The organism is Rhodococcus opacus B4 (assembly GCF_000010805.1).
Lineage (GTDB): Bacteria > Actinomycetota > Actinomycetes > Mycobacteriales > Mycobacteriaceae > Rhodococcus_F > Rhodococcus_F opacus_C.
Map to the genome: position 1 here is coordinate 7,089,273 of NC_012522.1, position 24,617 is coordinate 7,113,889.

General features: G+C 67.8%; 25 protein-coding genes. 13 read left to right on the forward strand and 12 right to left on the reverse strand.

Annotation, left to right across the window (positions count from 1 at the left end):
• Positions 1–51 precede the first annotated feature (51 nt).
• Together ROP_RS32170 and bluB are read left to right on the forward strand one after the other, a co-directional pair.
• Positions 52–1,089: a CobW family GTP-binding protein gene (locus ROP_RS32170; RefSeq protein ID WP_015890174.1), complete on the forward strand. Its 1,038-nt coding sequence runs from the start codon at positions 52–54 to the stop codon at positions 1,087–1,089.
• The gene (gene bluB, locus ROP_RS32175) at positions 1,086–1,745 is read left to right on the forward strand and encodes a 5,6-dimethylbenzimidazole synthase (RefSeq protein WP_015890175.1); all 660 of its coding nucleotides are present in this window, start codon (positions 1,086–1,088) and stop codon (positions 1,743–1,745) included. The genes ROP_RS32170 and bluB overlap by 4 nt, the downstream gene beginning before the upstream one ends.
• Here the strand turns inward: bluB and ROP_RS32180 are convergent.
• The 4 genes from ROP_RS32180 to glp form a co-directional block, all read right to left on the reverse strand.
• Positions 1,742–3,163 carry a DEAD/DEAH box helicase gene (locus tag ROP_RS32180; protein ID WP_015890176.1) on the reverse strand — a complete coding sequence of 474 codons (1,422 nt, stop codon included), beginning with the start codon at positions 3,161–3,163 and terminating at the stop codon, positions 1,742–1,744. The two genes, bluB and ROP_RS32180, sit on opposite strands and share 4 nt — an antisense overlap.
• Positions 3,164–3,415: 252 nt before the next feature.
• Positions 3,416–3,829, reverse strand: a complete 414-nt coding sequence (locus tag ROP_RS32185; protein ID WP_015890177.1) for a molybdenum cofactor biosynthesis protein MoaE — start codon at positions 3,827–3,829, stop codon at positions 3,416–3,418.
• Positions 3,822–4,796 (reverse strand): bifunctional molybdenum cofactor biosynthesis protein MoaC/MoaB, encoded by a 975-nt coding sequence (gene moaCB / locus ROP_RS32190; protein WP_015890178.1) that lies wholly within the window; start codon positions 4,794–4,796, stop codon positions 3,822–3,824. Before moaCB ends, ROP_RS32185 begins: the two co-directional genes overlap by 8 nt.
• A complete protein-coding gene (gene glp, locus ROP_RS32195) occupies positions 4,793–5,977 on the reverse strand; it encodes a molybdopterin molybdotransferase MoeA (protein WP_043825775.1) in 1,185 nt (394 codons plus the stop codon). The genes moaCB and glp overlap by 4 nt, the downstream gene beginning before the upstream one ends.
• A gap of 122 nt (positions 5,978–6,099) precedes the next feature.
• Here glp and moaA point away from each other — a divergent pair, with 122 nt between their 5' ends.
• Entirely contained in the window at positions 6,100–7,155 is a 1,056-nt protein-coding gene (gene moaA / locus ROP_RS32200; RefSeq protein WP_015890180.1) for a GTP 3',8-cyclase MoaA, read from the forward strand.
• Entirely contained in the window at positions 7,148–7,405 is a 258-nt protein-coding gene (locus tag ROP_RS32205) for a MoaD/ThiS family protein (protein ID WP_015890181.1), read from the forward strand. The genes moaA and ROP_RS32205 overlap by 8 nt, the downstream gene beginning before the upstream one ends.
• An 8-nt stretch (positions 7,406–7,413) precedes the next feature.
• On the opposite strand, the gene ROP_RS32210 is transcribed toward ROP_RS32205, so the two are convergent.
• Together ROP_RS32210 and nadE are read right to left on the reverse strand one after the other, a co-directional pair.
• On the reverse strand, positions 7,414–8,187 hold the full coding sequence (locus tag ROP_RS32210) for an SDR family oxidoreductase (protein WP_015890182.1): 774 nt from the start codon (positions 8,185–8,187) through the stop codon (positions 7,414–7,416).
• A gap of 4 nt (positions 8,188–8,191) precedes the next feature.
• The gene (gene nadE, locus ROP_RS32215; RefSeq protein ID WP_015890183.1) at positions 8,192–9,031 is read right to left on the reverse strand and encodes an ammonia-dependent NAD(+) synthetase; all 840 of its coding nucleotides are present in this window, start codon (positions 9,029–9,031) and stop codon (positions 8,192–8,194) included.
• Between the two features lie 50 nt (positions 9,032–9,081).
• On the opposite strand from nadE, the gene ROP_RS32220 reads away from it, so the two are divergent.
• Positions 9,082–9,633, forward strand: a complete 552-nt coding sequence (locus ROP_RS32220; protein ID WP_015890184.1) for a nucleosidase — start codon at positions 9,082–9,084, stop codon at positions 9,631–9,633.
• On the opposite strand, the gene ROP_RS32225 is transcribed toward ROP_RS32220, so the two are convergent.
• A complete protein-coding gene (locus ROP_RS32225) occupies positions 9,630–10,400 on the reverse strand; it encodes an META domain-containing protein (protein WP_015890185.1) in 771 nt (256 codons plus the stop codon). The genes ROP_RS32220 and ROP_RS32225 overlap by 4 nt on opposite strands.
• Positions 10,401–10,434: 34 nt before the next feature.
• Positions 10,435–11,034, reverse strand: a complete 600-nt coding sequence (locus tag ROP_RS32230) for a TetR/AcrR family transcriptional regulator (protein ID WP_043826917.1) — start codon at positions 11,032–11,034, stop codon at positions 10,435–10,437.
• 101 nt (positions 11,035–11,135) lie between these two features.
• On the opposite strand from ROP_RS32230, the gene ROP_RS32235 reads away from it, so the two are divergent.
• Positions 11,136–11,699 carry an NAD(P)H-dependent oxidoreductase gene (locus ROP_RS32235; protein WP_015890187.1) on the forward strand — a complete coding sequence of 188 codons (564 nt, stop codon included), beginning with the start codon at positions 11,136–11,138 and terminating at the stop codon, positions 11,697–11,699.
• 28 nt (positions 11,700–11,727) lie between these two features.
• On the opposite strand, the gene ROP_RS32240 is transcribed toward ROP_RS32235, so the two are convergent.
• Positions 11,728–12,561: a siderophore-interacting protein gene (locus ROP_RS32240; RefSeq protein WP_015890188.1), complete on the reverse strand. Its 834-nt coding sequence runs from the start codon at positions 12,559–12,561 to the stop codon at positions 11,728–11,730.
• A 573-nt stretch (positions 12,562–13,134) separates the two neighbouring features.
• Here ROP_RS32240 and ROP_RS32245 point away from each other — a divergent pair.
• The 4 genes from ROP_RS32245 (at position 13,135) to nrdF (ending at position 17,090) form a co-directional block, all read left to right on the forward strand.
• Positions 13,135–13,368: a redoxin NrdH gene (locus ROP_RS32245; protein WP_005240286.1), complete on the forward strand. Its 234-nt coding sequence runs from the start codon at positions 13,135–13,137 to the stop codon at positions 13,366–13,368.
• Positions 13,369–13,456: 88 nt separating this feature from the next.
• A complete protein-coding gene (nrdI, locus tag ROP_RS32250; protein ID WP_015890189.1) occupies positions 13,457–13,915 on the forward strand; it encodes a class Ib ribonucleoside-diphosphate reductase assembly flavoprotein NrdI in 459 nt (152 codons plus the stop codon).
• A gap of 8 nt (positions 13,916–13,923) precedes the next feature.
• On the forward strand, positions 13,924–16,059 hold the full coding sequence (gene nrdE, locus ROP_RS32255; RefSeq protein WP_015890190.1) for a class 1b ribonucleoside-diphosphate reductase subunit alpha: 2,136 nt from the start codon (positions 13,924–13,926) through the stop codon (positions 16,057–16,059).
• A 65-nt stretch (positions 16,060–16,124) separates the two neighbouring features.
• Entirely contained in the window at positions 16,125–17,090 is a 966-nt protein-coding gene (gene nrdF, locus ROP_RS32260; protein ID WP_015890191.1) for a class 1b ribonucleoside-diphosphate reductase subunit beta, read from the forward strand.
• Positions 17,091–17,188: 98 nt separating this feature from the next.
• Here nrdF and ROP_RS32265 read toward each other — a convergent pair whose 3' ends face one another.
• The 3 genes from ROP_RS32265 to ROP_RS32275 are packed head-to-tail and all read right to left on the reverse strand — an operon-like array spanning position 17,189 to position 19,779.
• The gene (locus tag ROP_RS32265; protein ID WP_015890192.1) at positions 17,189–17,662 is read right to left on the reverse strand and encodes an NUDIX hydrolase; all 474 of its coding nucleotides are present in this window, start codon (positions 17,660–17,662) and stop codon (positions 17,189–17,191) included.
• 9 nt (positions 17,663–17,671) lie between these two features.
• On the reverse strand, positions 17,672–18,739 hold the full coding sequence (locus ROP_RS32270) for an iron-siderophore ABC transporter substrate-binding protein (RefSeq protein ID WP_015890193.1): 1,068 nt from the start codon (positions 18,737–18,739) through the stop codon (positions 17,672–17,674).
• Positions 18,740–18,774: 35 nt separating this feature from the next.
• Entirely contained in the window at positions 18,775–19,779 is a 1,005-nt protein-coding gene (locus ROP_RS32275; RefSeq protein ID WP_015890194.1) for an ABC transporter substrate-binding protein, read from the reverse strand.
• A gap of 312 nt (positions 19,780–20,091) precedes the next feature.
• On the opposite strand from ROP_RS32275, the gene ctaD reads away from it, so the two are divergent.
• From ctaD to ROP_RS32290, 3 genes are all read left to right on the forward strand, one after another.
• On the forward strand, positions 20,092–21,882 hold the full coding sequence (ctaD, locus tag ROP_RS32280; protein ID WP_005240299.1) for an aa3-type cytochrome oxidase subunit I: 1,791 nt from the start codon (positions 20,092–20,094) through the stop codon (positions 21,880–21,882).
• A 104-nt stretch (positions 21,883–21,986) separates the two neighbouring features.
• The gene (gene serB, locus ROP_RS32285) at positions 21,987–23,207 is read left to right on the forward strand and encodes a phosphoserine phosphatase SerB (RefSeq protein WP_015890195.1); all 1,221 of its coding nucleotides are present in this window, start codon (positions 21,987–21,989) and stop codon (positions 23,205–23,207) included.
• Positions 23,204–23,983: an aminoacyl-tRNA hydrolase gene (locus tag ROP_RS32290; RefSeq protein ID WP_015890196.1), complete on the forward strand. Its 780-nt coding sequence runs from the start codon at positions 23,204–23,206 to the stop codon at positions 23,981–23,983. The genes serB and ROP_RS32290 overlap by 4 nt, the downstream gene beginning before the upstream one ends.
• Positions 23,984–24,617 lie beyond the last annotated feature (634 nt).

The window sequence follows — 24,617 nt, forward strand, 5'->3', positions numbered from 1 at the left end:
GGCTAAGATGGGCGCCCGGTAGCTCGTCGAGGTCCCACGGAGGTCGCAGCGTTGGCGAAGAAGCGGATTCCCGTCGTCATCGTCGCCGGGTTCCTCGGTTCGGGGAAGACCACCCTGCTCAACCACGTGCTGCGCAACAACCGCGGCGTCCGGGTCGGCGTCATCGTCAACGACTTCGGCGCCGTGAACATCGATTCGATGATGGTGGCCGGCCAGGTCGATTCCATGGTGTCGCTGAGCAACGGCTGCATGTGCTGCGCCGTGGACGTCAGCGACATGGACGCAATGCTGGACCGCCTCGCGCATCCCGCGTCGCAGATCGACGTGATCATCGTCGAGGCGAGCGGGCTTGCCGAGCCGCGCAACATGATTCGCCTCGTCCTGGGAAGCACCAACCCACACGTGATGTACGGCGGTCTCGTCGTGATGGTCGACGGTGAGCAGTTCGAGGACATGTCGGAGCAGCACCCGGACCTCGGCAAGCACGTCAAGCTCGCCGACCTCGTGATCCTGAACAAGACGGACCGCATCGACGACGACCGGCGGGCCGCGGTGCAGACAATGGTCCGCGGCTTCAACGACCGCGCGCCCGTCCTGACCACCGCGCACGGCCGGATCGAGCCCACCCTGCTGTTCGACCGGGAACCCGGGCGCGAACCGGTGGCGGGTGAGCAGCTCACCCTCGACCAGCTCCTGCTGGATCAGCACGACCACTGCGCAGGCCACGACCACCTGCATTCGTCCTATGAGGCAGTCGATTTCGCCTCGGACGAGCCGATCGATCCGCGGCGGCTCGTCGAGTTCCTCGAAAAACGGCCGGTCGGGATCTACCGGATCAAGGGATTCGTGCATTTCGCGGTGCCCGGGCAGTCGCGGAAGTTCGAGGTGCAGACCGTGGGCCCGCACATCAGGTTCACGTCGACGCGCTGGGAGCAGGGCGAGGAGCGGGCGACCCAGCTGGTGCTCATCGGGGCCGACATCGAGGCCGACACCGTGCGGACCCGGCTCGCGGGCTGTGTCGTGGCGGAGGGCGAAGATGCGGACCCCGGCGCGATGCTGGGTGTGCACCGCTATACCGTGACCGCGTGACCGAGTCTGCGTGTAGTTCCGATACGAATCCCGAGCCGGCGCTGTCGGTGTACGACGCGATCCGCCGCCGCCGCGACGTGCGGGCCGAATTCACCGGGGAGCCGATCGAGGCGGAGGTTCTCGACCGCATCCTGGGCGCCGCGCACTGCGCGCCCAGCGTGGGCAACACCCAGCCGTGGGATTTCGTCGTCGTACGCGACACCGGGACGCTGAGCTCGTTCGCCGACCACGTGGCGGGCGCCCGCAGGCGGTTCGCGGACTCGCTGCCCGAAGACCGGAAGAAGACGTTCGATCCCATCAAGATCGAAGGGATCTGCGAGAGCGGCATGGGGGTGGTCGTGACCTACGACCGCAGTCGCGGCGGCGAACACGTCCTCGGCAGGCACACGATCGACGACACAGGCCTGTTCTCCGCGGTGCTCGCGATCCAGAATCTGTGGCTTGCCGCGGCCGCCGAGAACGTGGGCGTCGGCTGGGTGTCGTTCTACGACGAGCCCTACCTCACCGAACTGCTGGGAATCCCCGAGCCGGTGCGTCCCATCGCGTGGCTGTGCGTGGGCAGGGTTGCCGAGTTCCAGCAGGTGCCGGACCTCGAGCGCTTCGGGTGGCGGGGGCGCCGGCCGTTGGCCGACGCCGTCCACCTCGAGAAGTTCTAGCCCTGACGGCGGCGTGATCCGCCGGCGGACGCCGTGCGGGTTCCGCCGCCCGTGGAGGAGGTTGCGCGGGGGCGTCCGGCTCCACCCGAGCGGGAGCGCCGTGCGCCGCCGCCCTGGCCGTGTGCGCGTCCGCCCTGACCGCCGCGTCCACCCTGGGCGCCGCCCGGCCGCTGGTTGCGTCCGCCGCCGTTGGTCGCCGGTGCCGCCTTGGGGGCGGGAGCGACGTGCGGTGCGATGTCGCCGACCAGGTCGAGCACGTGTGCGGAGTCCGCGGTGCTGCGGACCGGGGTCACCTTGATCGCAGCCTTGCGCATGAGGACGGCGAGGTCCTTGCGCTGCTCGGGCAGCACCACGGTGACGACGTCGCCCGCGCTGCCCGCGCGTGCGGTGCGACCGGAACGGTGCAGGTAGGCCTTGTGCTCGGCGGGCGGATCGACGTGGACGACCAACTGCACGTCGTCGACGTGCACGCCGCGCGCCGCGACGTCGGTGGCCACCAGCACGCGGGCCTCACCGGCCGAGAAGGACGCCAGGTTGCGGTCGCGTGCCGCCTGCGACAGGTTGCCGTGCAGATCGACCGAGGGGATTCCCGCCTCGGTGAGCTGACGGGCCAGCTTGCGGGCCTGGTGCTTGGTGCGCATGAACAGGATCCGGCGTCCGGTACCCGATGCCAGCCGCTCGACCAGCTTGCGCTTGGCCTCGACGCCGTCCACGTCGAACACGTGGTGCGTCATGGCAGCGACGGGCGAGTTCGCCTCGTCGACCGAGTGCAGCACCTCGTTCTTCAGGAACCGCTTCACGAGCTTGTCGACGCCGTTGTCCAGGGTGGCGGAGAACAGCAGCCGCTGCCCCTGCTGGGGGGTGGCGTTGAGGATGCGGGTGACGACGGGCAGGAAGCCGAGGTCGGCCATGTGGTCGGCCTCGTCGAGCACGGTGATCTCGACGGCGTCGAGGCTCACGAACTTCTGCTTCATCAGGTCTTCGAGCCGTCCGGGGCACGCGACGACGATGTCGACACCGGCCTTGAGTGCGTTGACCTGACGGTTCTGGGAGACACCACCGAAGATCGTGGTGACCCGCAGGTCGTAGGCGGCGGCGAGGGGCTCGAGGGTCGCGGTGATCTGCGTGGCGAGCTCGCGGGTGGGGGCGAGGATCAGTCCCACCGGTCGGCCCGGGCGGCGCTTGCCGCCGGACAGTTCACCGGCGAGGCGGGACACCATCGGAATGGAGAAGGCGAGCGTCTTACCGCTGCCCGTCTTGCCGCGACCGAGCACGTCGCGCCCCGACAGCGTGTCGGGGAGGGTGTCGACCTGGATGGGGAACGGGGAGGTGATGCCCTTGTCGGCGAGCGCTTTCACCAGTGGTTCGCGGACGCCGAGCGCAGCAAACGTCGTGTCGGGGGTGTGTGTGTCAGACAAGTGGTCAGGCCTTTCGGGCACAGGGTCGTGCCCGGAGGGCCGATACGGAAGGTCTCCGTCGGAGCTCGAGCACAGGTTGGCGGCGTTGCCGGTCGGCAAGCTTCTTCGCCGTAAGAAGAGCGGATGCGGTGGTGCACATCCAACAGGATTCGGGTAACCGAACTGAATGCGTTCTACGACGCTGGATGACCGTCGTGGTCACCTAGTGATGGCCACTCTACCTGGTGGCAGCCGACCGGTCCGACCGAGGCGTCACAGACCGACCCATTCCGACGCCCCGTCGGCGAACTTCTGCCGCTTCCAGATGGGCACCTCGTGCTTGATGCGCTCCACCAGTTCGGCGCACGCGGCGAATGCCTCGGCACGGTGGGGGGCGGCGACCGCGGCGACCACCGCGAGGTCGCCGACGGTGAGGGAACCGACCCGGTGGACGGCCGCCACGGGGAGTCCGGTGGAGGCCGCGACCTCCTCGCAGACGGTGCGGAGGAAGCGCTCGGCGTCCGGGTGCGACTGGTACTCCAGGGCCGAAACCGATTGTCCGTCATCGTGATTGCGGACGACTCCGGTGAACACGACGACTGCGCCGTGTTCGGGCCCGGCGACGGCGGCGTCGACGACGGCGGGATCGAGTGGCTGATCCGAGATCTGGGCGAGAATGTCAGGCATCGTGCGCACCTCCACCGGCGACTTGAGCGAGAAGATGATCGACGATCGGGTCGAGGACGGACAATCCGTCCTTGACCCCGCCCGGCGAGCCGGGGAGATTCACCACGACTGTGCCGTTCGCCACACCGGCGAGCCCGCGGCTCAGCGACGCGTGCGGGGTCACCTCCGTGCCGCGGTTCCGGATGGCGTCGGCCACGCCGGGCAGTTCACGGTCGAGCACCGCGCGGGTGGCCTCCGGGGTCGCGTCCGTGGGGGAGACGCCGGTGCCGCCGGTGCTGATGATCAGTGCCGGGTTCCCGGACAGGGCGTCGGCGAGTCCGGCCGCGATGTCCGCGTCCGCGTAGACGAGCGGACCCCGGGTGGTGAAGCCCCGTTCCTCGAGCCACGCGGCGATCACAGGTCCGGTCGTATCTTCGCGCGTGCCCCTCGCCCCGCCGGTCGAGGCGACCAGGACGGCCGCGGATCGCGCTGTCACCGTGGGAGTTCCGGTGCTCTGCTGACCCCGCGTCCAGTGCCCGCGTTTGCCGCCGTCCTTGGTGAGCAGCCGGACCCCGTCCAGGGTCGCGGCGGGGTCGACGGCTTTCACCATGTCGTGCAACGTCAGTCCGGCGACCGCGACGGCGGTGAGGGCCTCCATCTCGACGCCGGTCGGCCCCTTCGTCTTCGCGGTGGCCTCGATCGTGATGGCGGTGTCGGTGAACCCGAATTCCAGCTTCACCGACGACAGCGCAAGTTGATGGCAGAGCGGTATCAGCTCGGACGTCTTCTTCGCACCCGAGATCCCGGCGATCCGGGCCGTCGCGAGAACGTCGGCCTTGGGGAGGTCGTCGGCGCGGACCAATTCGATCACCGCAGGTGTGGTGACCAATTGCCCGGCGGCCACCGCGGTACGGGTCGTGTCCGCTTTCGCGCTCACGTCGACCATGCGGGCGCGGCCCTCGCTGTCGAGGTGCGTCAGGTCGCTCATAGGGGAATCACCTTCACGAGTTGGCCGGCGTCGAGCGCGGTGACGTCGGCGGGAACGTCGAGGAGGACGTCCGCCCACGCCATCGCGGCGACGAGATGGGAGCCGGGGCCGGAGACGAGTTCGACCCCGGCATCGGTACGGCGTGCGCGGAGGAACTGCCGCTTGCCGGGAATGGAGGTGACGGCCGCGGCAAGCGGCAGTTCCTCGGGTTCGGTCGGGTCCAGCCCTGCTGCGCGCCGGATCTCGGGGCGCGCGAACACCTCGAACGAAACGAGGGTGCTCACCGGGTTCCCGGGAAAGTTGAGGACGGGCGTGCCGTCCACGACAGCGGTGCCCTGGGGGCCGCCCGGCTGCATCGCGACGTGGCCGAAGTGCGCGCCGAGCGGTGTGAGGGTTTCCTTCACCACTTCGAAGTCGCCCATCGACACCCCGCCGGACGTGAGGACGAGATCGGCGGCGGTGGTCGCCTCCGCCAGCAGGGTCCGGAACTCGGCGGGGTCGTCGCCGCTACGGGCGATCGACACGACCTCGGCGCCGTTGGCCCTGGCGCTCGACGCGAGGGCGATTCCGTTGGAGTCGTATATCTCTCCCGGATGCAGCGTGCTGCCTGCGTCCACGAGTTCGGCGCCCGTGGTGATGACGGCGACGCGCGGGCGTGGGCGCACCGGGACGTGCTGCAGGCCGACGGCGGCGAGGACGGCGATGTGCCGGGCGGCGAGAATGCTGCCTGCAGGCAGCAGGAGGGTGCCCTCCCGGACATCGCTGCCGCGTTCGCGCACGAACTCGCCGGCGGTGCGAGAGCGTTCGATGCGAACCTGTCCGTCGGTGGCCTCGGTGTCCTCGACCGGGACGATCGCGTCGGCGCCCTCGGGGATCGGCGCCCCGGTCATGATCCGGTACGCGGTCCCGGGAGTGTGGGTGGTGGCGCCTGCCGGGCCCGCGGCGATCACGCCCCGCACCGGGAGCACCGCCGGGACCGACACCACGGATGCGGCGTCGACCGCGTACCCGTCCATTTGCGAATTGCGGAACAACGGCAGGTCGACGGGGGAGTGGACGTCGGCGGCGAGGACACGCCCGAGTGACTCGCCGAGCGGAACCTCCTGCGCCGGCCGCTCGTGGAGCGGCGCGAGGAGTTCCGCGACGTGCTGGGCGTGCTGCTCCACGGAGCGTGCGGTCACGATATTCCTCCGGCCATGGTCACCAATCCTAGGCACGCCTCCAGAAGGCGCCACGAGTGCACCGCGTCACACAGCGATCACCCCTCGCGGCATACTGGACAGATGCAGGGAAAGGCAACTCGATGACGACGGTGGAGATGGGTATCCCGACCGTCCGGCGTTCGGTGTCGCTCGCGGGCAGGCCGGATGTCGACCACCTGGTCGACCGGTTCGGCCGGGTCGCGCGCGACCTGCGGGTCTCCATCACCGAGAAGTGCTCGCTGCGCTGCACGTACTGCATGCCCGAGGAAGGGCTGCCCGCCATCCCGGCGCAGAACCTCCTCACCGCGAGCGAGATCGTCCGGCTCGTCGACATCGCCGTCCACCGCCTCGGCGTGCGCGAGGTCCGGTTCACCGGGGGCGAGCCACTGATGCGGGTGGATCTCGAGCAGATGATCGCCGGCTGCGCCGAGCGCGTGCCGGGAGTCCCGCTGGCGATGACCACCAACGCGGTCGGTCTCGAGCACCGCGCGGACGGGCTCGCCCGCGCCGGACTGACACGGGTCAACGTCTCCCTCGACTCGGTCGATCGCGAGCACTTCGCGAGACTGACGAGGCGTGATCGACTGCCTTCGGTGATGGCCGGTATCCGCGCCGCAGCCAGGGCGGGACTGGCACCGATGAAGATCAATGCGGTGCTGATGCCCGAAACACTCAGCGGAGCGGCCGACCTGCTGGAGTGGTGCCTGCGCGAGGGTGTCACGCTGCGGTTCATCGAGGAGATGCCGCTCGACGCCGATCACGAGTGGGCCCGCGAGAACATGGTCACCGCCGACCGGTTACTGGCCGTCCTCGGCGAGCGGTTCACGCTCACCGAACACGGGAGAGAAGATCCGTCGGCGCCTGCCGAGGAGTGGCTCGTCGACGGCGGACCGGCCACGGTCGGAATCATCGCGTCCGTCACCCGGTCGTTCTGCTCGGACTGCGACCGCACCCGCCTCACCGCCGAAGGAACGGTACGGTCGTGCCTGTTCAGTGACCAGGAGATCGACCTGCGGTCGGCGCTGCGGTCGGGTGCGGACGACGAGGAGTTGGCGCAGTTGTGGCGCGGCGCGATGTGGAACAAGTGGGCAGGCCACGGAATCAACGCGGACGGCTTCGCTCCGCCGCAACGCAGTATGGGAGCAATCGGTGGTTGACGTGACAGGCATTTCGGTTCGGTACTTCGCCGCCGCCGCCGACGCGGCCGGCTGCACCAAGGAAACCCTCGATCTCCCTGCCACCGCGGATCTCGGCCAGGTGAAGGACCTTCTCCTCGCCAAGTACGGTCCCGACATGCAGCAGGTGCTGTCGGTGTCCGCATTTCTCGTCGACTCCGAGCTCACCCGCGACCTCACCCGTACGGCGGGTGCGCAGGTGGACGTGCTGCCGCCGTTCGCCGGCGGCTAGGCGCGCAATCAGCGGGAGTCGGCCAGCCAGCGGTCGAAGGTGATCGTTCCGAACCGGTTGTCGGGCACCAGGTTCGATCCGTTCCGCAGGAACTGCCCCAGCGCGCCGGGGAGGGGAACGTTCACGACGAAACCGTGCGTCCCGGTCGCCTTCTTCCACGCCGTCGTCAGATCGCGGGCGGTGCGCACCTCCGGGCCGCCGATGGTGATCGGCTCCTCCGGCGCGGGTTCGGCGGCCAGCGCGGCGTCGACCAGCGCGGTCGCCACATCCCGAACGTCGATGGTCTGGAAACTCGTCTTCGAGAAGGCCGGGATCAGCCCCACCCGGCTCGCCGGCTTCGCGATCATGGGAATGAAGTCGTGGAACTGGGTCGCCCGCACGATCGCCGTCTCCATCGCCGCGCTCTCGTAGACCCGCTCCTGCGTCCGCTTCGCCTGGTAGTAGGCGAATTCGGCCTGGTCGACGTTGACGATGGAGAGGAGGACGGCACGTCCGACGCCCGCGCCGTCCGCGGTGGAGAGCAGGTTCTCGGCGCCCTTCTCCAGCACCGCCCGGGTGCCCTTGGTCTTTCCGTCGGTGGTGTCGACCACCACGTCGACACCGTCGAGTGCCTCGGCGAGACCGTCGCCGGTGACGAGATCGCCGTGGAAATGGGCGATCTCGCTACCCGGCGCGCCGCCGTGCCGGGTCAGGACCCGGACGGAGTGGCCGCGGGCGAGGAACTCCTTGACCACCTGCCGGCCTGCAGTGCCGGTACCACCCGCGACCAGCGCCTGGACCACCGGGTCACCGCCACCACGTGTCGAGGGGGGTCACGGGAACCGTCCGCTTGTGCCGGGTATTCAGGAACATCGTCTCGAGCTTCCGGGCGATGTCCTCGGGCACATCCTTGCCCTCGAGGTAGTCGTCGATCTGCGCGTACGTCACGCCCAGCGCCTCCTCGTCGGGAAGGGCGGGACGGTCGTCCTCCAGATCCGCAGTGGGAACCTTCTTCCACGTGCTCTCGGGTGCGCCCAGTTCACGCAGGAGCGCGGCGCCCTGACGCTTGGACAACCCGGTCAGGGGAGTGACATCCACGCCGCCGTCGCCGAACTTGGTGAAGAATCCGGTGATCGCCTCGGCGGCATGGTCGGTGCCGACGACGAGATATCCCAGCTGGCCGGCGATCGAGTACTGGATCACCATCCGTTCACGGGCCTTGATGTTTCCGCGGACGAAGTCGCGCAGTTCGCCGCCGTCGCCGATGATGTCGCGCAGTGCCTCGGACGACTCCTTCGCGGTGGCGTCCGCGCCGGGCTTGACGTTCACGACCACCGACCGGTCCGGCTTGATGAAGTCGAGGGAGATCTGCGCGTCGGACTCGTCGGCCTGGGTGCCGTACGGCAGCCGGACGGCGACGAACTCGGCGTCGTGGCCCTCCTCGCGCAACTCGCTTGCCGCGAGCTGGGCGAGGCGCCCGGTGAGGGTGCTGTCCTGACCGCCGCTGATGCCCAGGACGAATCCCTTGGCCGGGGTCGACAACAGGTAGTCCTTCAGGAACTGAACACGTGTGCGGATCTCGCCGGCCGCATCGATGGTGGGCTGGGCACCGAGTTCCTCGAGGATCTGCGCACGTAGATTCGCCATGACAGAACTCTAGCGAGTGCCCCTGACGAGTGCAGGGTACGGTTCGGCGCATGAGTAGATCGGACGTTCTGGTGGTCAGCGCGACCAAGGCGGAGGCGGTGCACGTCCCGTCGGAGTTCGAGGTCCTGATCACGGGGATCGGCAAGGTGAGCGCTGCCGTTGCCGTGGCGTCCGCACTCGCCGACTACCCGCGAACGGACAAGCCGCTCGTCGTCAACATCGGCACCGCCGGCGCGTTGCACGAGCGTCACAGCGGCCTGTTCACGCCGTCGACCGTCCTCAACCACGACATCAGCGGCGACGCCATCCGGGCGCTCGGGCACGAGGTGGCCGATCTCCTCGCCCTGCCCGACGGCGATGGGTCCGTGCTCGCCACGGGGGATCTGTTCGTGTCCGACGTCGGCGTGCGAGACGAACTCGCCCGCAGGGCCGACCTCGTCGACATGGAGGGTTTCGCCGTCGCCTATGCCAGCGCCCGCGGCGGCGCCCGGTGCCGGCTCGTCAAGCACGTCAGTGACACCGCCGACGACTCGGCGCTGGACTGGCCCGCCAGGATCGACGCGAGCGCCCGCGAACTCGGACGCTGGCTGGCCGCGCTCTAGCCCGCCCGCAGTTCCAGTCCGGCCCCGGCGCCGTTGACCAGGAGCAGCGAGTCCGAACGGACGCTGTAGCCCGTCTCCCCGGTCAATGCCGCGAGAACCGCGCGCTCCACCTCGGACTCGTCCGGCGGACACGCCATCCGGGTGGTGGCCCACGATCCGAACGTGATCGAACTCTGCTGCACGTCCGCTGTGCCGGTCATGCGGTTGCAGCCGGTGAAACCGGACGCCGAACCGTCGCCCGCGATCAGCAACTGCGGTGCCGTCCGCTCCAGCGCCGCTGTCGTGGTGACCGCGTCCGGACTGATCAGCGCGGTCACTGTCCACGTGGTCCCGACGACGGGCCGGTCCGGCCGGACGACCTTCTCGTCCGTCAGCGTCACCGAACCGGTGGGCGTGGTGAGGGTGAGTGTGTCGCCGCCGAGGGTCCAGTTCGGTTGCGCGTCCAGCAGGGCCGCAACCCAGGCGTCGGCGCCTGCCGCCTCACCGGGGCATGCCATCAGCGTCATGGCGAGCGGTCCCGTCACGAGCTTCCCACCGGCCAGGTCGACGTCGGCGCTGCCCTGATTGCACCCGGCGTCGACGGACAGTCGCCCGGGGTCGGTGAACCCGAGTACGAGCGGCCCACCGCCGGGAATGGGATCGCCCTCGACGGACGTGGAGACGAAGGTGCGGCCCGCCGGGTCCGGGGACTCCGTCTGCGCATCCCCGCCGCAGGCGGTGAGCACGGCGGACGTCAGGAGGCCGAGAACGGCGGCGGTGGTGCGCATTCCTCGAGGTTAGACAAAATGTCCGGATCCGGGATCAACATCGGGTGACGCGCCGGATCAGGTCCTCCCAGGCGTCCCCGAGCCGTTCGACGGACATCCCGAGGTCGCGCAGTTCGTGCAGGACGAGTGTGGCTTCCAGGGGTGCGAGCAGCGAACAGGCGAGCAGTTCGTGATCGCCCTGCACACCGGCCGCGCGGAGCAGGGACACGACGTGGCGCACGGACACTGCCCGCGCCGGAGCGGCGAACCGGAACTCGAGAGAGTTCTCGGCCGCGCGCTGGACCTCGCCCTGTACTTCGACGATTGCGATACGGGCGTGTCCGAAGGCGATCAGGCGGTCGATCGGGTCGGCCCCCGGCCCGAGGGGCGGCGGACCGAACATGAAGGACTGCTGGAGTTCTCGTTCGGTGTGGTCGAGGAGTGCGTGCATGAGACCCGACCGGCTGCCGAACCGGCGGAACACTGTGCCCTTGCCCACACCCGCCCTGCAGGCGACCGCGTCCATCGTGACGGCGTCGACGCCGCGTTCGGCGACCAGCAACGCGGCCGCGTCGAGCAGAAGGCGCCGGTTACGTGCGGCGTCGCCGCGTTCGGGGGGATCGACCCCGATCTGGGGCAGCAGGGGGCTGGTCACGTCTCGCATCCTACCGTGACGGGAACATAAGTGGACCGCGGTCCGTTTAGTTGCTATACATGTTCGCGAGTCGCCCTACGCACCATCGAAGGATTATTGACATGTCACAGACCAACGTTCTCGTTCTCGTCGGCAGCCTGCGCGCCGCCTCGGTCAACCGTCAGCTCGCCGAGACCGCGGTCGCCGTGGCACCCGAGGGTGCCGAAGTGACCGTGTTCGACGGACTCGGAGAGGTCCCCTTCTACAACGAGGACATCGACGTCGCCGGTTCCATCCCCGCCGTCGAGGCCCTGCGTGACGCCGCAGGCCGCGCCGACGCGCTGCTGCTGCTCACCCCCGAATACAACGGCACCATCCCGGCCGTCCTCAAGAACGCCATCGACTGGATCTCCCGGCCGTACGGCACCGGCGCGGTCAAGGACAAGCCCGTCGCCGTCATCAGCGCCTCGCCCAGCGGCAACGGCGCGCAGTGGGCGCACGAGGACACCCGCAAGGCCGTCCGCATCGCAGGCGGCAAGGTCCTCGAGGACGTCACCCTCACCATCGGCGGCACCATCGACAAGTTCGGTGACCGGCACCCGCGCGAGAACGCCGAGGTCGCGCAGCAGGTCGCCGGCGTCGTCGCCAGCCTCGTCGACGCCACGAAGGAACTCGTCGACGCCTGACGAATCCACGCGCGGAACGCCGTCGCCGCTACAGTCCGGTCCGATCCAGGGCCGCGTCGACGGCGTCCCGCACCGTGTCGAAGTCGTCACCGGCCGCCAGGGCAGCGTCTCTGGCGGCTTCTATCTGTTCCCGCACCGACTCGTACCGCGCGACCCATTCCTCCTTGTTGTCGCGCCAATAGCCGATGACGTCGTAGCGGTCGGTGTGCCAGCCCAGTTCGTGGCGCAACCAGCGGCGCACCACCCGCGACACCGTCGCCTCGCCCGCGAACCACACATATCCCGGCGCATCCGGTCGCGACCACTCGCGGGCCGCCTCGGCGAGCAGGCTGTCCCCGGCGCCGTTGCCGCTGCCGTCGAGCCACGTCACGGCCAGCGCGGCATCGGTGACGAAATTCTGACGGTCCGCCGGGGTGGTGACCTCCGCGATGACGTGCACCCGCGCCGAACCCGGTAGTTCCTCGACGATCCGGCCGACGGCGGGCAATGCCGTCATGTCGGCGACGAGGAGTTGCCACTCGGCGTCGGCGGGCGGCGTGTACCACCCCGAGGCCGTGGAGAACCCGAGGATTTCGCCCTGGCACGCGCTCGCGGCCCAGCGCGCCGCGACCCCGCCCGCGTGGACGGCGAAATCGATGTCCATCTCCAGGGCCTCCGGGTCCCAGCGGCGCACGGTGTAACTGCGTTTCTCGGCGCCGTCCGGCGGGAAGGCCAGGAGCAGGCGCTCGTCGGGTGTCCCGCTGGACTCGAATCGACTCAGATCGCCGCCCGCGAGGGTGATCCTCTGCATGTTCGGCGTCACCCGCCTCGTGCGCGCTACGGGCGCCGACCAGTCGAGGTCGCCCAGGGAGTCGTCGGACATGCGCTCAAGGTACCGGGAGGGGAGTCGGGGGCCCGCAGTTACCGGCCGGCAAGCGTCGGGGCCGGTCGGGTGCGGCACCCGGTGCGCCCGGCCGCGGCAGGCAGGTGTGAGGTGGTGCCGAGTGCGGCTGGGGACGGGTCCTGGAAGGGGTCGGCGTCGTCCGGCGGAAGTTGTGCCCGGCGGGTTTGCACGGGACTCTCCCGGTGCCCGCGCCGCCGATGCGGGCGTGTCTTCGGAGGTGACGTAAGCTCCCCGAGCCTCCAGTGCACGAGCGCGATGCGCGGGGTGTTCCGCGTCACGCCGAAAATGTGATGTGCGACACGCCGGAGCGAGCACGAAATTTGTGGTCCGCAGGATGACGACCAGGGAATTTCATCAATGTGACTCACAACATCTCGGGTTAAGTGTTTCTGTCGGCCACTAGGTGTAGTGTCTTGAGCACTGAGAGACCACAACGAGAACCGACTCGGTGAGCATCTCCATCGGGGGTCACCGCCATCTCGATCAGGGGAAGTCTCAGTGCGCTGAACACACACTTCGTCAGCTCCATTCGGCAGTGGAAAGAGGGACTTCATGAGCATCACCGTCTACACCAAGCCCGCTTGCGTTCAGTGCAATGCCACCTACCGGGCCCTCGACAAGGCGGGTATCGAATACTCCGTCGTCGACATCACCGAAGACCCCGAAGCCCGGGACTACGTCATGGCACTGGGATACCTGCAGGCGCCCGTGATCGTGGCCGGTGACGAGCATTGGTCGGGCTTCCGTCCCGACCGCATCAAGACCCTCTCGGCAAACGCTGCTTGAAGCGAGGCGATCGCACCGCCCGAGGCGGAGAACGAGCCGATTCCCAGGCGGCAGTAAACGGTAGTACTAGTCCAGATGGTGGAAACCGATGACATCGCTGGTGTACTTCTCCAGCGCCTCGGAGAATACCCATCGCTTCGTTCAGAAGTTGGGTGTCCCGGCCACGCGCATTCCGCTGCACGACCGCGCGGGCACGTTCGAGGTCGATGAGCCGTACGTCCTGATCCTGCCCACCTACGGGGGCGGGATCACCGCGACCGGTCGGGACACGAGCTACGTGCCCAAGCAGGTCATCAGATTCCTCAACAACACGCACAATCGCTCCCTCATCCGTGGGGTGATCGCTGCAGGCAATACGAACTTCGGCGAGTCGTATTGCTATGCCGGAAACGTGATTTCGCAGAAGTGCAGGGTTCCGTACTTGTACCGCTTCGAGCTCATGGGTACCGCCGAAGACGTAGTAGCAGTCCTGGACGGGCTCGAACAATTCATGGAGAGTGAACAGTGGCACCGACAATCACAGACACAGCCCCGGCTGGGAGTGTAGAACGCGCTGTGGCACGACCCGACGTCTCCTCGGGAGAACTCGATTACCACGCGTTGAACGCGATGCTGAACCTGTACGGCCCCAACGGCGAGATCCAGTTCGAGAAGGACCGCGAGGCCGCGAACCAGTACTTCCTCCAGCACGTCAACCAGAACACCGTCTTCTTCCACAACCAGGACGAGAAGCTGGACTACCTGGTGAAGGAGAACTACTACGAGCGCGAGGTCCTCGACCAGTACACGCGCAACTTCGTCAAGTCGCTGATCGACCACGCGTACTCGAAGAAGTTCCGGTTCCCCACCTTCCTCGGTGCATTCAAGTACTACACGTCGTACACGCTGAAGACGTTCGACGGCAAGCGGTACCTCGAGCGGTTCGAGGACCGGGTCTGCATGGTCGCGCTCACCCTCGCCGCAGGCGACGAGGAGCTGGCGACCAAGCTCGTCGACGAGATCATCGCCGGCCGCTTCCAGCCCGCCACCCCCACGTTCCTCAACTCGGGCAAGAAGCAGCGCGGCGAGCCCGTGTCCTGTTTCCTGCTCCGCATCGAGGACAACATGGAGTCGATCGGCCGCTCCATCAACTCCGCCCTGCAGCTGTCCAAACGCGGCGGCGGAGTTGCGTTGCTGCTCAGCAATGTTCGCGAACACGGCGCCCCGATCAAGAAGATCGAGAACCAGAGCTCCGGGGTCATCCCGATCATGAAGCTGCTCGAGGACTCCTTCTCGTACGCCAATCAGCTCGGTGCGCGTCAGGGCGCAGGCGCGGTGTACCTGCATGCGCACCACCCGGACATCTACCGCTTCCTCGACACCAAGCGCGAGAACGCGGACGAGAAGATCCGCATCAAGACGCTGTCGCTGGGCGTCGTCATCCCCGACATCACGTTCGAGCTGGCGAAGAAGAACGAGGACATGTACCTCTTCTCGCCGTACGACGTCGAGCGCATCTACGGGGTGCCCTTCGCGGACATCAACGTCACCGAGAAGTACTACGAGATGGTCGACGACAAGCGGATCCGCAAGTCGAAGATCAAGGCACGCGAGTTCTTCCAGACCGTGGCCGAGCTGCAGTTCGAGTCCGGGTACCCGTACATCATGTACGAGGACACCGTGAACCGGGCCAACCCGATCGCGGGCAAGGTCACCCACTCCAACCTGTGCTCGGAGATTTTGCAGGTCTCCACGCCGTCGGAGTTCAACGACGACCTGTCCTACAGTCATATCGGCAAGGACATCTCCTGCAACCTGGGTTCGCTCAACATCGCCAAGACGATGGACTCGCCGGACTTCGCGCAGACCATCGAGACCTCGATCCGGGCGCTGACCGCCGTCGCCGATCAGACCTCCATCGACTCGGTCCCGTCGATCAAGAAGGCGAACGACGAGGGACACGCCATCGGTCTCGGGCAGATGAACCTGCACGGATACCTGGCACGCGAGCGGATCCACTACGGCTCCGACGAGGGCATCGATTTCACGAACATCTACTTCTACACCGTGGTGTTCCACGCGATCCGGGCGTCCAACGAGATCGCCAAGGAGCGCGGCACGTACTTCGCCGGCTTCCCGGAGTCCAAGTACGCCTCGGGTGAGTACTTCGACAAGTACACCGATCAGGTGTGGGAACCGAAGACGGAGCGGGTGCGGCAGCTGTTCGCCGATGCGGGCCTGCACATCCCGACCCAGGACGACTGGCGTGAGCTGAAGGCGTCCGTGCAGCAGCACGGCATTTACAACCAGAACCTACAGGCGGTGCCGCCGACCGGATCGATCTCATATATCAACAACTCCACCAGCTCCATTCACCCGGTGGCGTCGAAGATCGAGATCCGCAAGGAAGGCAAGATCGGCCGCGTCTACTACCCGGCGCCCTACCTGACCAACGACAACCTGGAGTACTACCAGGATGCGTACGAGATCGGGTACGAGAAGATCATCGACACCTACGCCGCGGCCACCCAGCACGTGGACCAGGGCTTGTCGCTGACGCTGTTCTTCAAGGACACCGCCACCACCCGCGACATCAACAAGGCGCAGATCTACGCGTGGCGCAAGGGAATCAAGACGCTGTACTACATCCGTCTACGTCAGATGGCCCTCGAGGGCACTGAGGTGGAGGGCTGCGTCAGCTGCATGCTGTAGCCCGTGAGTACTTGTCAACCGCCGGCGGTTGACAAGTACTCACAGCCGAACGAAGTGAGGAATCAATGGTCAAGCTGGTGAGTCGCGTATCCGCGATCAACTGGAACCGCGTCCAGGACGAGAAGGACGCCGAGGTGTGGGACCGTCTCGTCGGCAACTTCTGGCTGCCCGAAAAAGTGCCCGTGTCCAACGACATCCCGTCGTGGGGGACGCTCACGGCGCAGGAGAAGCAGCTCACGATGCGGGTGTTCACGGGGCTGACGCTCCTCGACACCATTCAGGGCACGGTGGGCGCGGTCAGCCTCATCCCCGACGCCATCACGCCGCACGAGGAAGCGGTGTACACCAACATCGCGTTCATGGAGTCGGTGCACGCCAAGAGCTACAGCTCGATCTTCTCGACGCTGTGCTCCACTCGCGACATCGACGACGCCTTCCGCTGGTCCGAGGAGAACCCGAACCTGCAGCGCAAGGCCGAGATCGTCATGGACTACTACCAGGGCGACGAGCCGCTCAAGCGCAAGGTGGCATCCACCCTGCTCGAGAGCTTCCTGTTCTACTCCGGCTTCTACCTGCCGATGTACTGGTCGTCGCGGGCGAAGCTCACCAACACCGCCGATCTCATCCGTCTCATCATCCGTGACGAGGCCGTGCACGGGTACTACATCGGCTACAAGTACCAGAAGGGTCTCGAGCAGCTCACCGAGGCGGAGCGCGACGACCTCAAGAACTACACGTTCGAGTTGCTCTTCGAGCTGTACGACAACGAGGTCGACTACACCCAGGACCTTTACGACGAGGTGGGCCTCACCGAGGACGTCAAGAAGTTCCTGCGGTACAACGCCAACAAGGCACTGATGAACCTCGGCTACGAGGGTCTGTTCCCGAAGGACGAGACGGACGTCAACCCGGCGATCCTGTCGGCGCTCTCACCCAACGCGGACGAGAATCACGACTTCTTCTCCGGCTCGGGCAGCTCCTACGTCATCGGCAAGGCCGTCAACACCGAAGACGAAGACTGGGATTTCTAGAGCGACCCGCTCGCGATTTCTAGAGCGACTCCTTCGCATCGCCCGATGTCACACCGGTTCAGTTCGACTGCACCGGTGCGACATCGGGCGAACGGCGTTCAGCGGCGGAACCACGCCTCCGGCTGGTCCTGCAGCGCCTTGTCGAGGCGTAGCCGCGACGACGGGGTGAGGTCGTCCGGCAGCGAGGCGGGGGAGAACCAGGCCACGTCGTGGTTCTCGTCGTCCGACACGGCGGCCTCACCGCCGATGTACCGGGCGAGGAAGCACACGTCGAGGTACTGCGCGACGTCGCCGTTGGGATACGTGACCGGGTCGGTGACGTCGACGCTCGTGATCCGGACCAGTTCGGCGTCCACGCCGGTTTCCTCCCGGATCTCCCGGAGCGCGGCCGGTCCCGGTTCCTCCCCGGGTTCGAGGATGCCGGACACGACCGCCCACTTGCCGTTGTCGACGCGCCGGGTCAGCAGCACCCGCCCGTCGTCGTCACGCACCACGACGCTCACTCCGGACAGCCACAGCGGCGCGGTGCCGACGTGGCCGCGCAGGGCGGTGACGAACTCGGGGACGGGCATGAGAGCCTCCTAGCCGACGTAGCCGTTCAGCGTGTTCCTGAGGTCGGTGAGCATCGCGCGCGCGGCGACGACGCCGTTTCCGCCCCACACGTCACCCTCGACGGCGAAGACCCGTTTGTCGCGGACGGCTTCGAGGTCTTCCCAGGACTCCCCGGACATGACGTCCTCCGCGTGCGCGGTGCCCTCCTCGCCGTCCAGGACGGCGTAGATGAGGTCGCCCTCGGCCTGGTCGATGTCGGCGTCGGAGATCGGTTCGGTGACGACGCCCTCGAGGTTCTGATAGGCGGGCCGCCGCACCCCGGCGTCGGTGAGGACCTGGCCTGCGAACGTGGCCGGACCCTCGACCTCCATGCTGTCGGCGTCGAAACGGACGACGGACGCCTGCGTCTGCGCGGCATCGATGTCGATGCCGAGTTGCTTCGCGTCCTGCTGGTACTTCTCGAGCGCCGCCGTCGCCGCGTCGGCCCGGCCCAGGGCGTTGCCGGCGAGCAGGAACTGCGCCTTCCAGTACACGGGGTCGGAGCCGACGAACACCGTGGGCGCGATCGGGGAGAGCGCGCCGTACAGCTGTTCGGACGCCGGACTGGATCCGAGGATCAGGTCCGGGTCCGCCTGCGCGATCCTGTTCACGTCCGGGGCGTCGGCGGGTCCGACGCTCGGGATCTCGGAGACGCCGGTGCCGAGGTAGCCGGGCTGCGGCGAATCGCCGTCGAGGGTTGCAGCGCCGACCACGTTCTCCCACAGGCCGAGGGCGCACACCGCGTCCAGTGCGGCGCTGTCGAGCACCACGATCCGCTGGGGATCGGACGGGACGTCGCTCTCGCCCTTCGTGTGGACCACCCGATGCGTCGAGCCGGCCGCGAGTGCGGCGTCGACCGGGGCCGGCCCGGCGCAGGCGGTCGTGGTGTCCCGCTCGATGCCGACCACGCCGGCTCCGGCGATCTGCGTGGTGGTCCGGACGATGGACGCTGCGGGATCGTCGTCGGCCGGTTGCGAGCAGCCGGCGAGCGCGACGACGGCGACGGCTGTGACGAGACCGGTGGACGCGCGGCGGGCGGAAAACCTACGAGGGGACAATTCGGCGACTTCCTGTGTGTGCGGGCGCGTTCAGGTTAGCCGCTGTGCTTGTCCACCCCGAACGTGTCCGACAGGTCGTCGAGGATCAGATGCGCGCCCTGGACACTGACCGGCGACATCCAGCGGGCGTCGTCGACGTCGATCTTGCGTCCCTTCAGCGTCTGCCACAGCGGGCTCTCCAGGAAGGGCTTCGCCGCTTCCGCGCTCTTGCCCGCCGGGTCCTGCCAGGTGCTGACGAAGATGACGTCGCCCTCCGCCTCGCTGATCAGTTCGGGGCTGACGGCTTGCATGATGTTGTCCGGATCGGCCGGATCGGGGCCCTGGCTCTGCGGACGTGCGAGCCCGGCGTCCGAGAGGACGATCCCGCTGAACGAGGTGGTGCGGTAGAGGCGTGCCGTCGGCTCGCCCGCGAACCGGACCACCGAGATCACCGGATTCGACGCCGTCCCGTTGATCTCCGCACCGACGGCGGCGGCGCGCTCCTCGTAGGCGCCGATCTTCTGCTCCGCGAGGTCTTCCTTGCCGAGCGCCTTGCCGACGAGCCGGATGTTGTCCTTCCACGTGGGCCCGGTGGTCTCGGTGAAGATGGTCGGCGCGATTGCCGACAGTTGCTCGTAGTTCTTTCCGTCGCGCACCTCGGCGGAGATGATCAGGTCGGGTTGCAGCGCGGCGATCTGCTCGAGGCTCGCGTTGCTGACCTTGCCGACCGACTCCGCGTCCGCCGCGAACTCGTCCCGCGTGGTGCCGAGGTAGTCGGGCAGGCCGGGCTCGCGGTAGTCGACGTACCCGACCAATGGCGCCTCGAGGAGCAGGACGGCGTCGGTGAAGCTGTTGTCGAGCGCCACGATGCGCTGCGGTGCGGCCGGGATCTCGGTGCTGCCGCGGAAGTGGTCTACGGTCCGGGGGAACTGCCCGGTCGACGACGTGGTGTCGGAGGCGGCGGAGTCGTCGCTGCCGGCGCAGGACGTGATCGAGAAGGTGGCTGCCGCGGCCAGCGCGACCGCGCCGGCGACGAGCCGGCGGCGGGAGAGAACGTTCACATGGAGCTCCTGAGAGAAGTTAGGTGAGCGAAACCTTAGCAGTTAGGTTCCGGCGTGCCGGAGCCTCCGCGAGACCGCCTCGACCGTCCCCGCGCGACACGCCGGACCGCGTGACAGTGAGCACTCCCCGGTGATCCCCGGTGAGACAAACCGCAGGTCGCCCGCGCCCCGGTTTGCTCGGAGTCCGGGTAAGTACGACAGTGGGTAGGACCCAGTCGGAGGCCGCAGAGGGCACGGTCTACGATTCGATGAGCGCAAGCCAGAGACCGTTCGCCTCGCAGCCCGGGGTCGGACGCGCATTCAGGAGGATCAGTGACTGCCGTAGCGCCCCAGCCAGTCCCCGCGATAGCTGCAGCCAGGCCTTACCCGCCGCGGCAGGGACCCAAGGGCTCGTTCATCTTCAAAATGATTACGACCACCGACCCCAAGGTGCTCGGAATCATGTACTTGACGACCTCGATCGCGTTCTTCCTCATCGGTGGTCTCATGGCCCTGATGATGCGCGCCGAGCTCGCTGTGCCCGGTATGCAGTTCTTGTCGAACGAACAGTTCAACCAGCTGTTCACCATGCACGGCACGATCATGCTGCTGCTGTACGCGACGCCGATCGTGTTCGGGTTCGCCAACTACATCCTGCCGCTGCAGATCGGCGCCCCCGACGTGGCGTTCCCGCGACTCAACGCGTTCAGCTACTGGCTGTACGTGTTCGGCGCGATCATCACGACCGCGGGCTTCATCACCCCCGGCGGTGCTGCGGACTTCGGCTGGACCGCCTACACGCCCCTGACGAGTGCGCTGCACTCCCCGGGCGTCGGCGCCGACCTCTGGGTCATGGGCCTCGCGGTCGCCGGCCTCGGCACCATCCTCGGTGGTGTCAACATGATCACCACCGTCATCTGCCTGCGTGCCCCCGGCATGACCATGTTCCGGATGCCGATCTTCACGTGGAACATCTTCATCACCAGCATCCTGATTCTGCTGGCGTTCCCGCTGCTGACCGCCGCGTTCATGGGTCTGTTCGTCGACCGTCACCTCGGTGGCCACATCTTCGACCCGGCCACCGGTGGTGTGCTGCTGTGGCAGCACCTGTTCTGGTTCTTCGGCCACCCCGAGGTGTACATCATCGCGCTGCCGTTCTTCGGCATCGTCTCGGAGATCTTCCCGGTCTTCAGCCGTAAGCCCGTGTTCGGTTACAGCGGCCTGGTCTACGCGACCCTGGCGATCGCCGCGCTCTCCATCGCGGTGTGGGCTCACCACATGTACGCCACCGGCGCCGTGCTGCTCCCGTACTTCTCGTTCATGACGTTCCTGATCGCCGTCCCGACGGGTGTGAAGATCTTCAACTGGATCGGCACCATGTGGAAGGGTCAGCTGACGTTCGAGTCGCCGATGCTGTTCTCGATCGGCTTCCTCATCACGTTCCTCTTCGGTGGTCTGTCGGGCGTCATCCTCGCGAGCCCGCCGCTCGACTTCCACGTCACGGACACCTACTTCGTGGTCGCCCACTTCCACTACGTGGTCTTCGGCACCGTCGTGTTCGCCACCTACGCGGGCATCTACTTCTGGTTCCCGAAGATGACGGGCCGCATGATGGACGAGCGTCTCGGCAAGTGGCACTTCTGGACCACGTTCATCGGCTTCCACGGCACGTTCCTCGTCCAGCACTGGCTGGGTAACGAAGGCATGCCGCGTCGTTACGCCGACTACCTGCCCTCGGACGGCTTCACGTTCCTGAACTCGTTCTCGACGATCTTCGCGTTCGTCCTCGGTGCCTCCACACTGCCGTTCATCTGGAACGTCTTCAAGAGCTACCGGTACGGCGAAGTCGTCACCGTCGACGACCCGTGGGGTTACGGCAACTCGCTCGAGTGGGCCACCAGCTGCCCGCCGCCGCGGCACAACTTCACCGAGCTGCCGCGCATCCGCTCCGAGCGCCCCGCGTTCGAGCTGCACTACCCGCACATGGTCGAGCGGATGAAGGCCGAGGCGCACGTCGGACCGGGTCACGGTGGCAAGCACGCCAGCACCGTGCTCGAGAAGGAACGCCACGAGCCGCTGACGGTCGGCGACGAAGGCGACCCCGGTACGGACACCGGCCGCTGACACAGCACGTTTCGGAAAGGCCCCGCCCCAGCAACGGGCGGGGCCTTTCACTTGGCACAATGGTGCCGGACAAGCCGCGCGAGCAACATGATCGGAGTACATCGGTGGGTGCAGCTGACACCACTGTCCTGGTGACCGTGACGGGCCCCGACCGACCCGGCGTCACCTCGGTGCTCTTCGGGTCGCTCTCCCGCCACGACGTGAGCCTTCTCGACGTGGAGCAGGTGGTGATTCGTGGGCGACTGACGCTCGGTGTCCTCGTGGCGTGCCCCGAGAACGGGGAAGCGCTGCAGGAGGAACTCGAAGAGGCGATGGCCACCGTCGGGATGTCGGTGGATGTCGAGATCGGTGCCGATCCGGGCAGGCAGTCGCTGTCCACCCATGCCGTGGTCGTTCTGGGCAGCCCCGTGTCGGCTCGCGCGCTACGTTCGGTCGCCCGGGAGATGGCGACCCTCGGGGTCAACATCGACTCGATCCGCGGGGTCGCCGACTATCCGGTGACGGGACTCGAACTGCTCGTCAGTGCTCCCGGCACCGCGGAGGCGGACAAGAGCCTGCGCACCGTGCTGGCCGAAGTGGCCGTGCGGGAGAACGTCGACATCGCGGTCGAACGCGGGGGACTGGCCCGCCGCGCCAAGCGGCTCATCGTGTTCGACGTCGACTCGACGCTCGTCCAGGGTGAGGTCATCGAGATGCTCGCCGCCCGGGCCGGCGTCGAGGACGAGGTGCGCGCCGTCACCGAATCGGCGATGCGCGGCGAAATCGACTTCACCGAATCCCTGCACCAGCGGGTCGCGACCCTCGCCGGCCTCGACGCGTCCGTGATCGACGACGTCGCGGACGGGCTCGAGCTGACCCCGGGCGCCCGCACCACCATCCGGACGCTCCGCAGGCTCGGCTTCCACTGCGGTGTGGTGTCCGGCGGGTTCCGGCAGGTCATCGAGGGCCTGGCGCACGAACTGGAACTGGACTTCGTCCAGGCCAACACGCTCGAGATCGTGGACGGCAAACTCACCGGCCGGGTGATCGGCGACATCGTCGACCGGGCGGCGAAGGCGACCGCGCTGCGCAAGTTCGCCGGTCAGGTCGGCGTCCCGATGGAGCAGACGGTGGCGGTCGGCGACGGCGCCAACGACATCGACATGCTCAACGCGGCCGGGCTGGGAATCGCGTTCAACGCCAAGCCTGCGCTGCGGGAGGTCGCGGACACCGCCCTGTCGCACCCGTTCCTCGATGCCGTGCTGTTCATCCTCGGTGTCACCCGCGACGAGGTCGAGGCCGCCGACGCGGTGGACGGCGTGGTGCGACGAGTCCCGCTGCCGTGACGGAATCGTGCCGCGACGCGGTCACCGGGGAGGCCGGTGCCGATACCGGGTGGGCTTCGCGGCATGCCGTCCTCGCGGCCGGATACGGCGGCCGGCCGGATCCGGACGACCCGGCGCAGGTCCTCGCCATGCCGATCGTGCTGCACATCCCGAAGGCCGACCCCCCGCCGCGCACCGCGCTGCTGGAGGCCGCCGCGACCGCGACGGTGGCATTGTGCCTCGACCCGCGAGTCGGCCCCGACGAGACGGGCGCGCCCGGACCGTGGCAGGCGGATTACCTCGCGTGGGTGGGGTCCCGGATCCGCAAGGTCTCGAGGCGGGCGCGGGGAGCCGGCTGGCGGGCGGCGCAGGAGGTCGACGGGATCACCGTCGACGTCGACGGTGCGCAGGCCCGCGCCCTCGTGCCGGTCGCCGTGGGCGCGCTCGATCCCCGCATCAGGAAGTTGCAGATCGGTGGCACCGATCTCGACCGCGACGAGCCCGGGGAGATCCCGGACGGCATTCCGGTGCTGTGGATCAACTCCGCCCTGGACATGACGGTCGGGAAGGCCGCGGCGCAGGTCGGTCACGCCTCCATGCTGCTCGCCGGGGCGATGACCACCGAACAGGCGCGGGCCTGGGCGGCCACCGGCTACCGCTGCGCCGTGCGTGACGCCGACGTCGGGCTGTGGGAGACGCTGACCATCGAGGTGCTGCGGGGCAGGGCGGTCGCGGTGCGCGACGCCGGCTTCACGGAGGTGGCACCCGGATCCATGACCGTGATCGCCTGCCCCTGATCACCGGCGGCCGGCGCCTCGCGGTCCAGTAACGCCGACATGGCTATTTGGTGCGGCAGGGTTTCGCGGAACACTGACGGTCATGCTCGCCCGACGCCTGATCGCTCTGTTCGCCGGACTGTGGTTGTACGGCTTCTCGATGGCCATGATGATCACCCGGCCTCGGACTCGATCCGTGGGACGTGTTCCACCAGGGCGTGGCCGGCCGCACGTCCCTCAGCTTCGGTGTGGTGACCGCGTTGACCGGCGTACTGGTGCTCGCGCTCTGGATCCCGATCCGTCAGAAGCCGGGATTCGGCACCGTCGCCAACGTGGTGGTCATCGCCGTCTCGGTGGACACGTCGCTGGCGGTGCTCGAACCCGCCGGCTCCCTCGGCGTGCGGACCGCAGTGATGCTCGGTGGTGTCGTCCTCAACGCGCTCGCGACCGTGCTGTACATCGGTGCGGGAATGGGTCCCGGCCCGCGGGACGGCCTCATGACCGGCCTGGTCGCGCGGACCGGTCTGTCGGTGCGGGTGATCCGCACGTCGATCGAGGTCACCGTGCTGGCCACCGGCTGGCTGCTCGGCGGCACCGTCGGAGCAGGCACCGTCGTCTACGCGCTGGGCATCGGCCCGCTCATCCAGCTGATGAT

Excerpts from the sequence above, each read along its gene's own strand:
- ROP_RS32185 (WP_015890177.1), bottom strand. The coding sequence starts at position 3,829 with ATGCCTGACATTCTCGCCCAGATCTCGGATCAGCCACTCGATCCCGCC.
- ROP_RS32265 (WP_015890192.1), bottom strand. The coding sequence starts at position 17,662 with ATGCCCGTCCCCGAGTTCGTCACCGCCCTGCGCGGCCACGTCGGCACC.
- ROP_RS32220 (WP_015890184.1), top strand. The coding sequence starts at position 9,082 with ATGAGTAGATCGGACGTTCTGGTGGTCAGCGCGACCAAGGCGGAGGCG.
- ROP_RS32225 (WP_015890185.1), bottom strand. The coding sequence starts at position 10,400 with ATGCGCACCACCGCCGCCGTTCTCGGCCTCCTGACGTCCGCCGTGCTC.
- ROP_RS32240 (WP_015890188.1), bottom strand. The coding sequence starts at position 12,561 with ATGTCCGACGACTCCCTGGGCGACCTCGACTGGTCGGCGCCCGTAGCG.
- moaA (WP_015890180.1), top strand. The coding sequence starts at position 6,100 with ATGACGACGGTGGAGATGGGTATCCCGACCGTCCGGCGTTCGGTGTCG.
- nrdF (WP_015890191.1), top strand. The coding sequence starts at position 16,125 with ATGGTCAAGCTGGTGAGTCGCGTATCCGCGATCAACTGGAACCGCGTC.
- ROP_RS32235 (WP_015890187.1), top strand. The coding sequence starts at position 11,136 with ATGTCACAGACCAACGTTCTCGTTCTCGTCGGCAGCCTGCGCGCCGCC.
- nrdI (WP_015890189.1), top strand. The coding sequence starts at position 13,457 with ATGACATCGCTGGTGTACTTCTCCAGCGCCTCGGAGAATACCCATCGC.
- nadE (WP_015890183.1), bottom strand. The coding sequence starts at position 9,031 with ATGGCGAATCTACGTGCGCAGATCCTCGAGGAACTCGGTGCCCAGCCC.
- moaCB (WP_015890178.1), bottom strand. The coding sequence starts at position 4,796 with ATGAGCGACCTGACGCACCTCGACAGCGAGGGCCGCGCCCGCATGGTC.
- ROP_RS32245 (WP_005240286.1), top strand. The coding sequence starts at position 13,135 with ATGAGCATCACCGTCTACACCAAGCCCGCTTGCGTTCAGTGCAATGCC.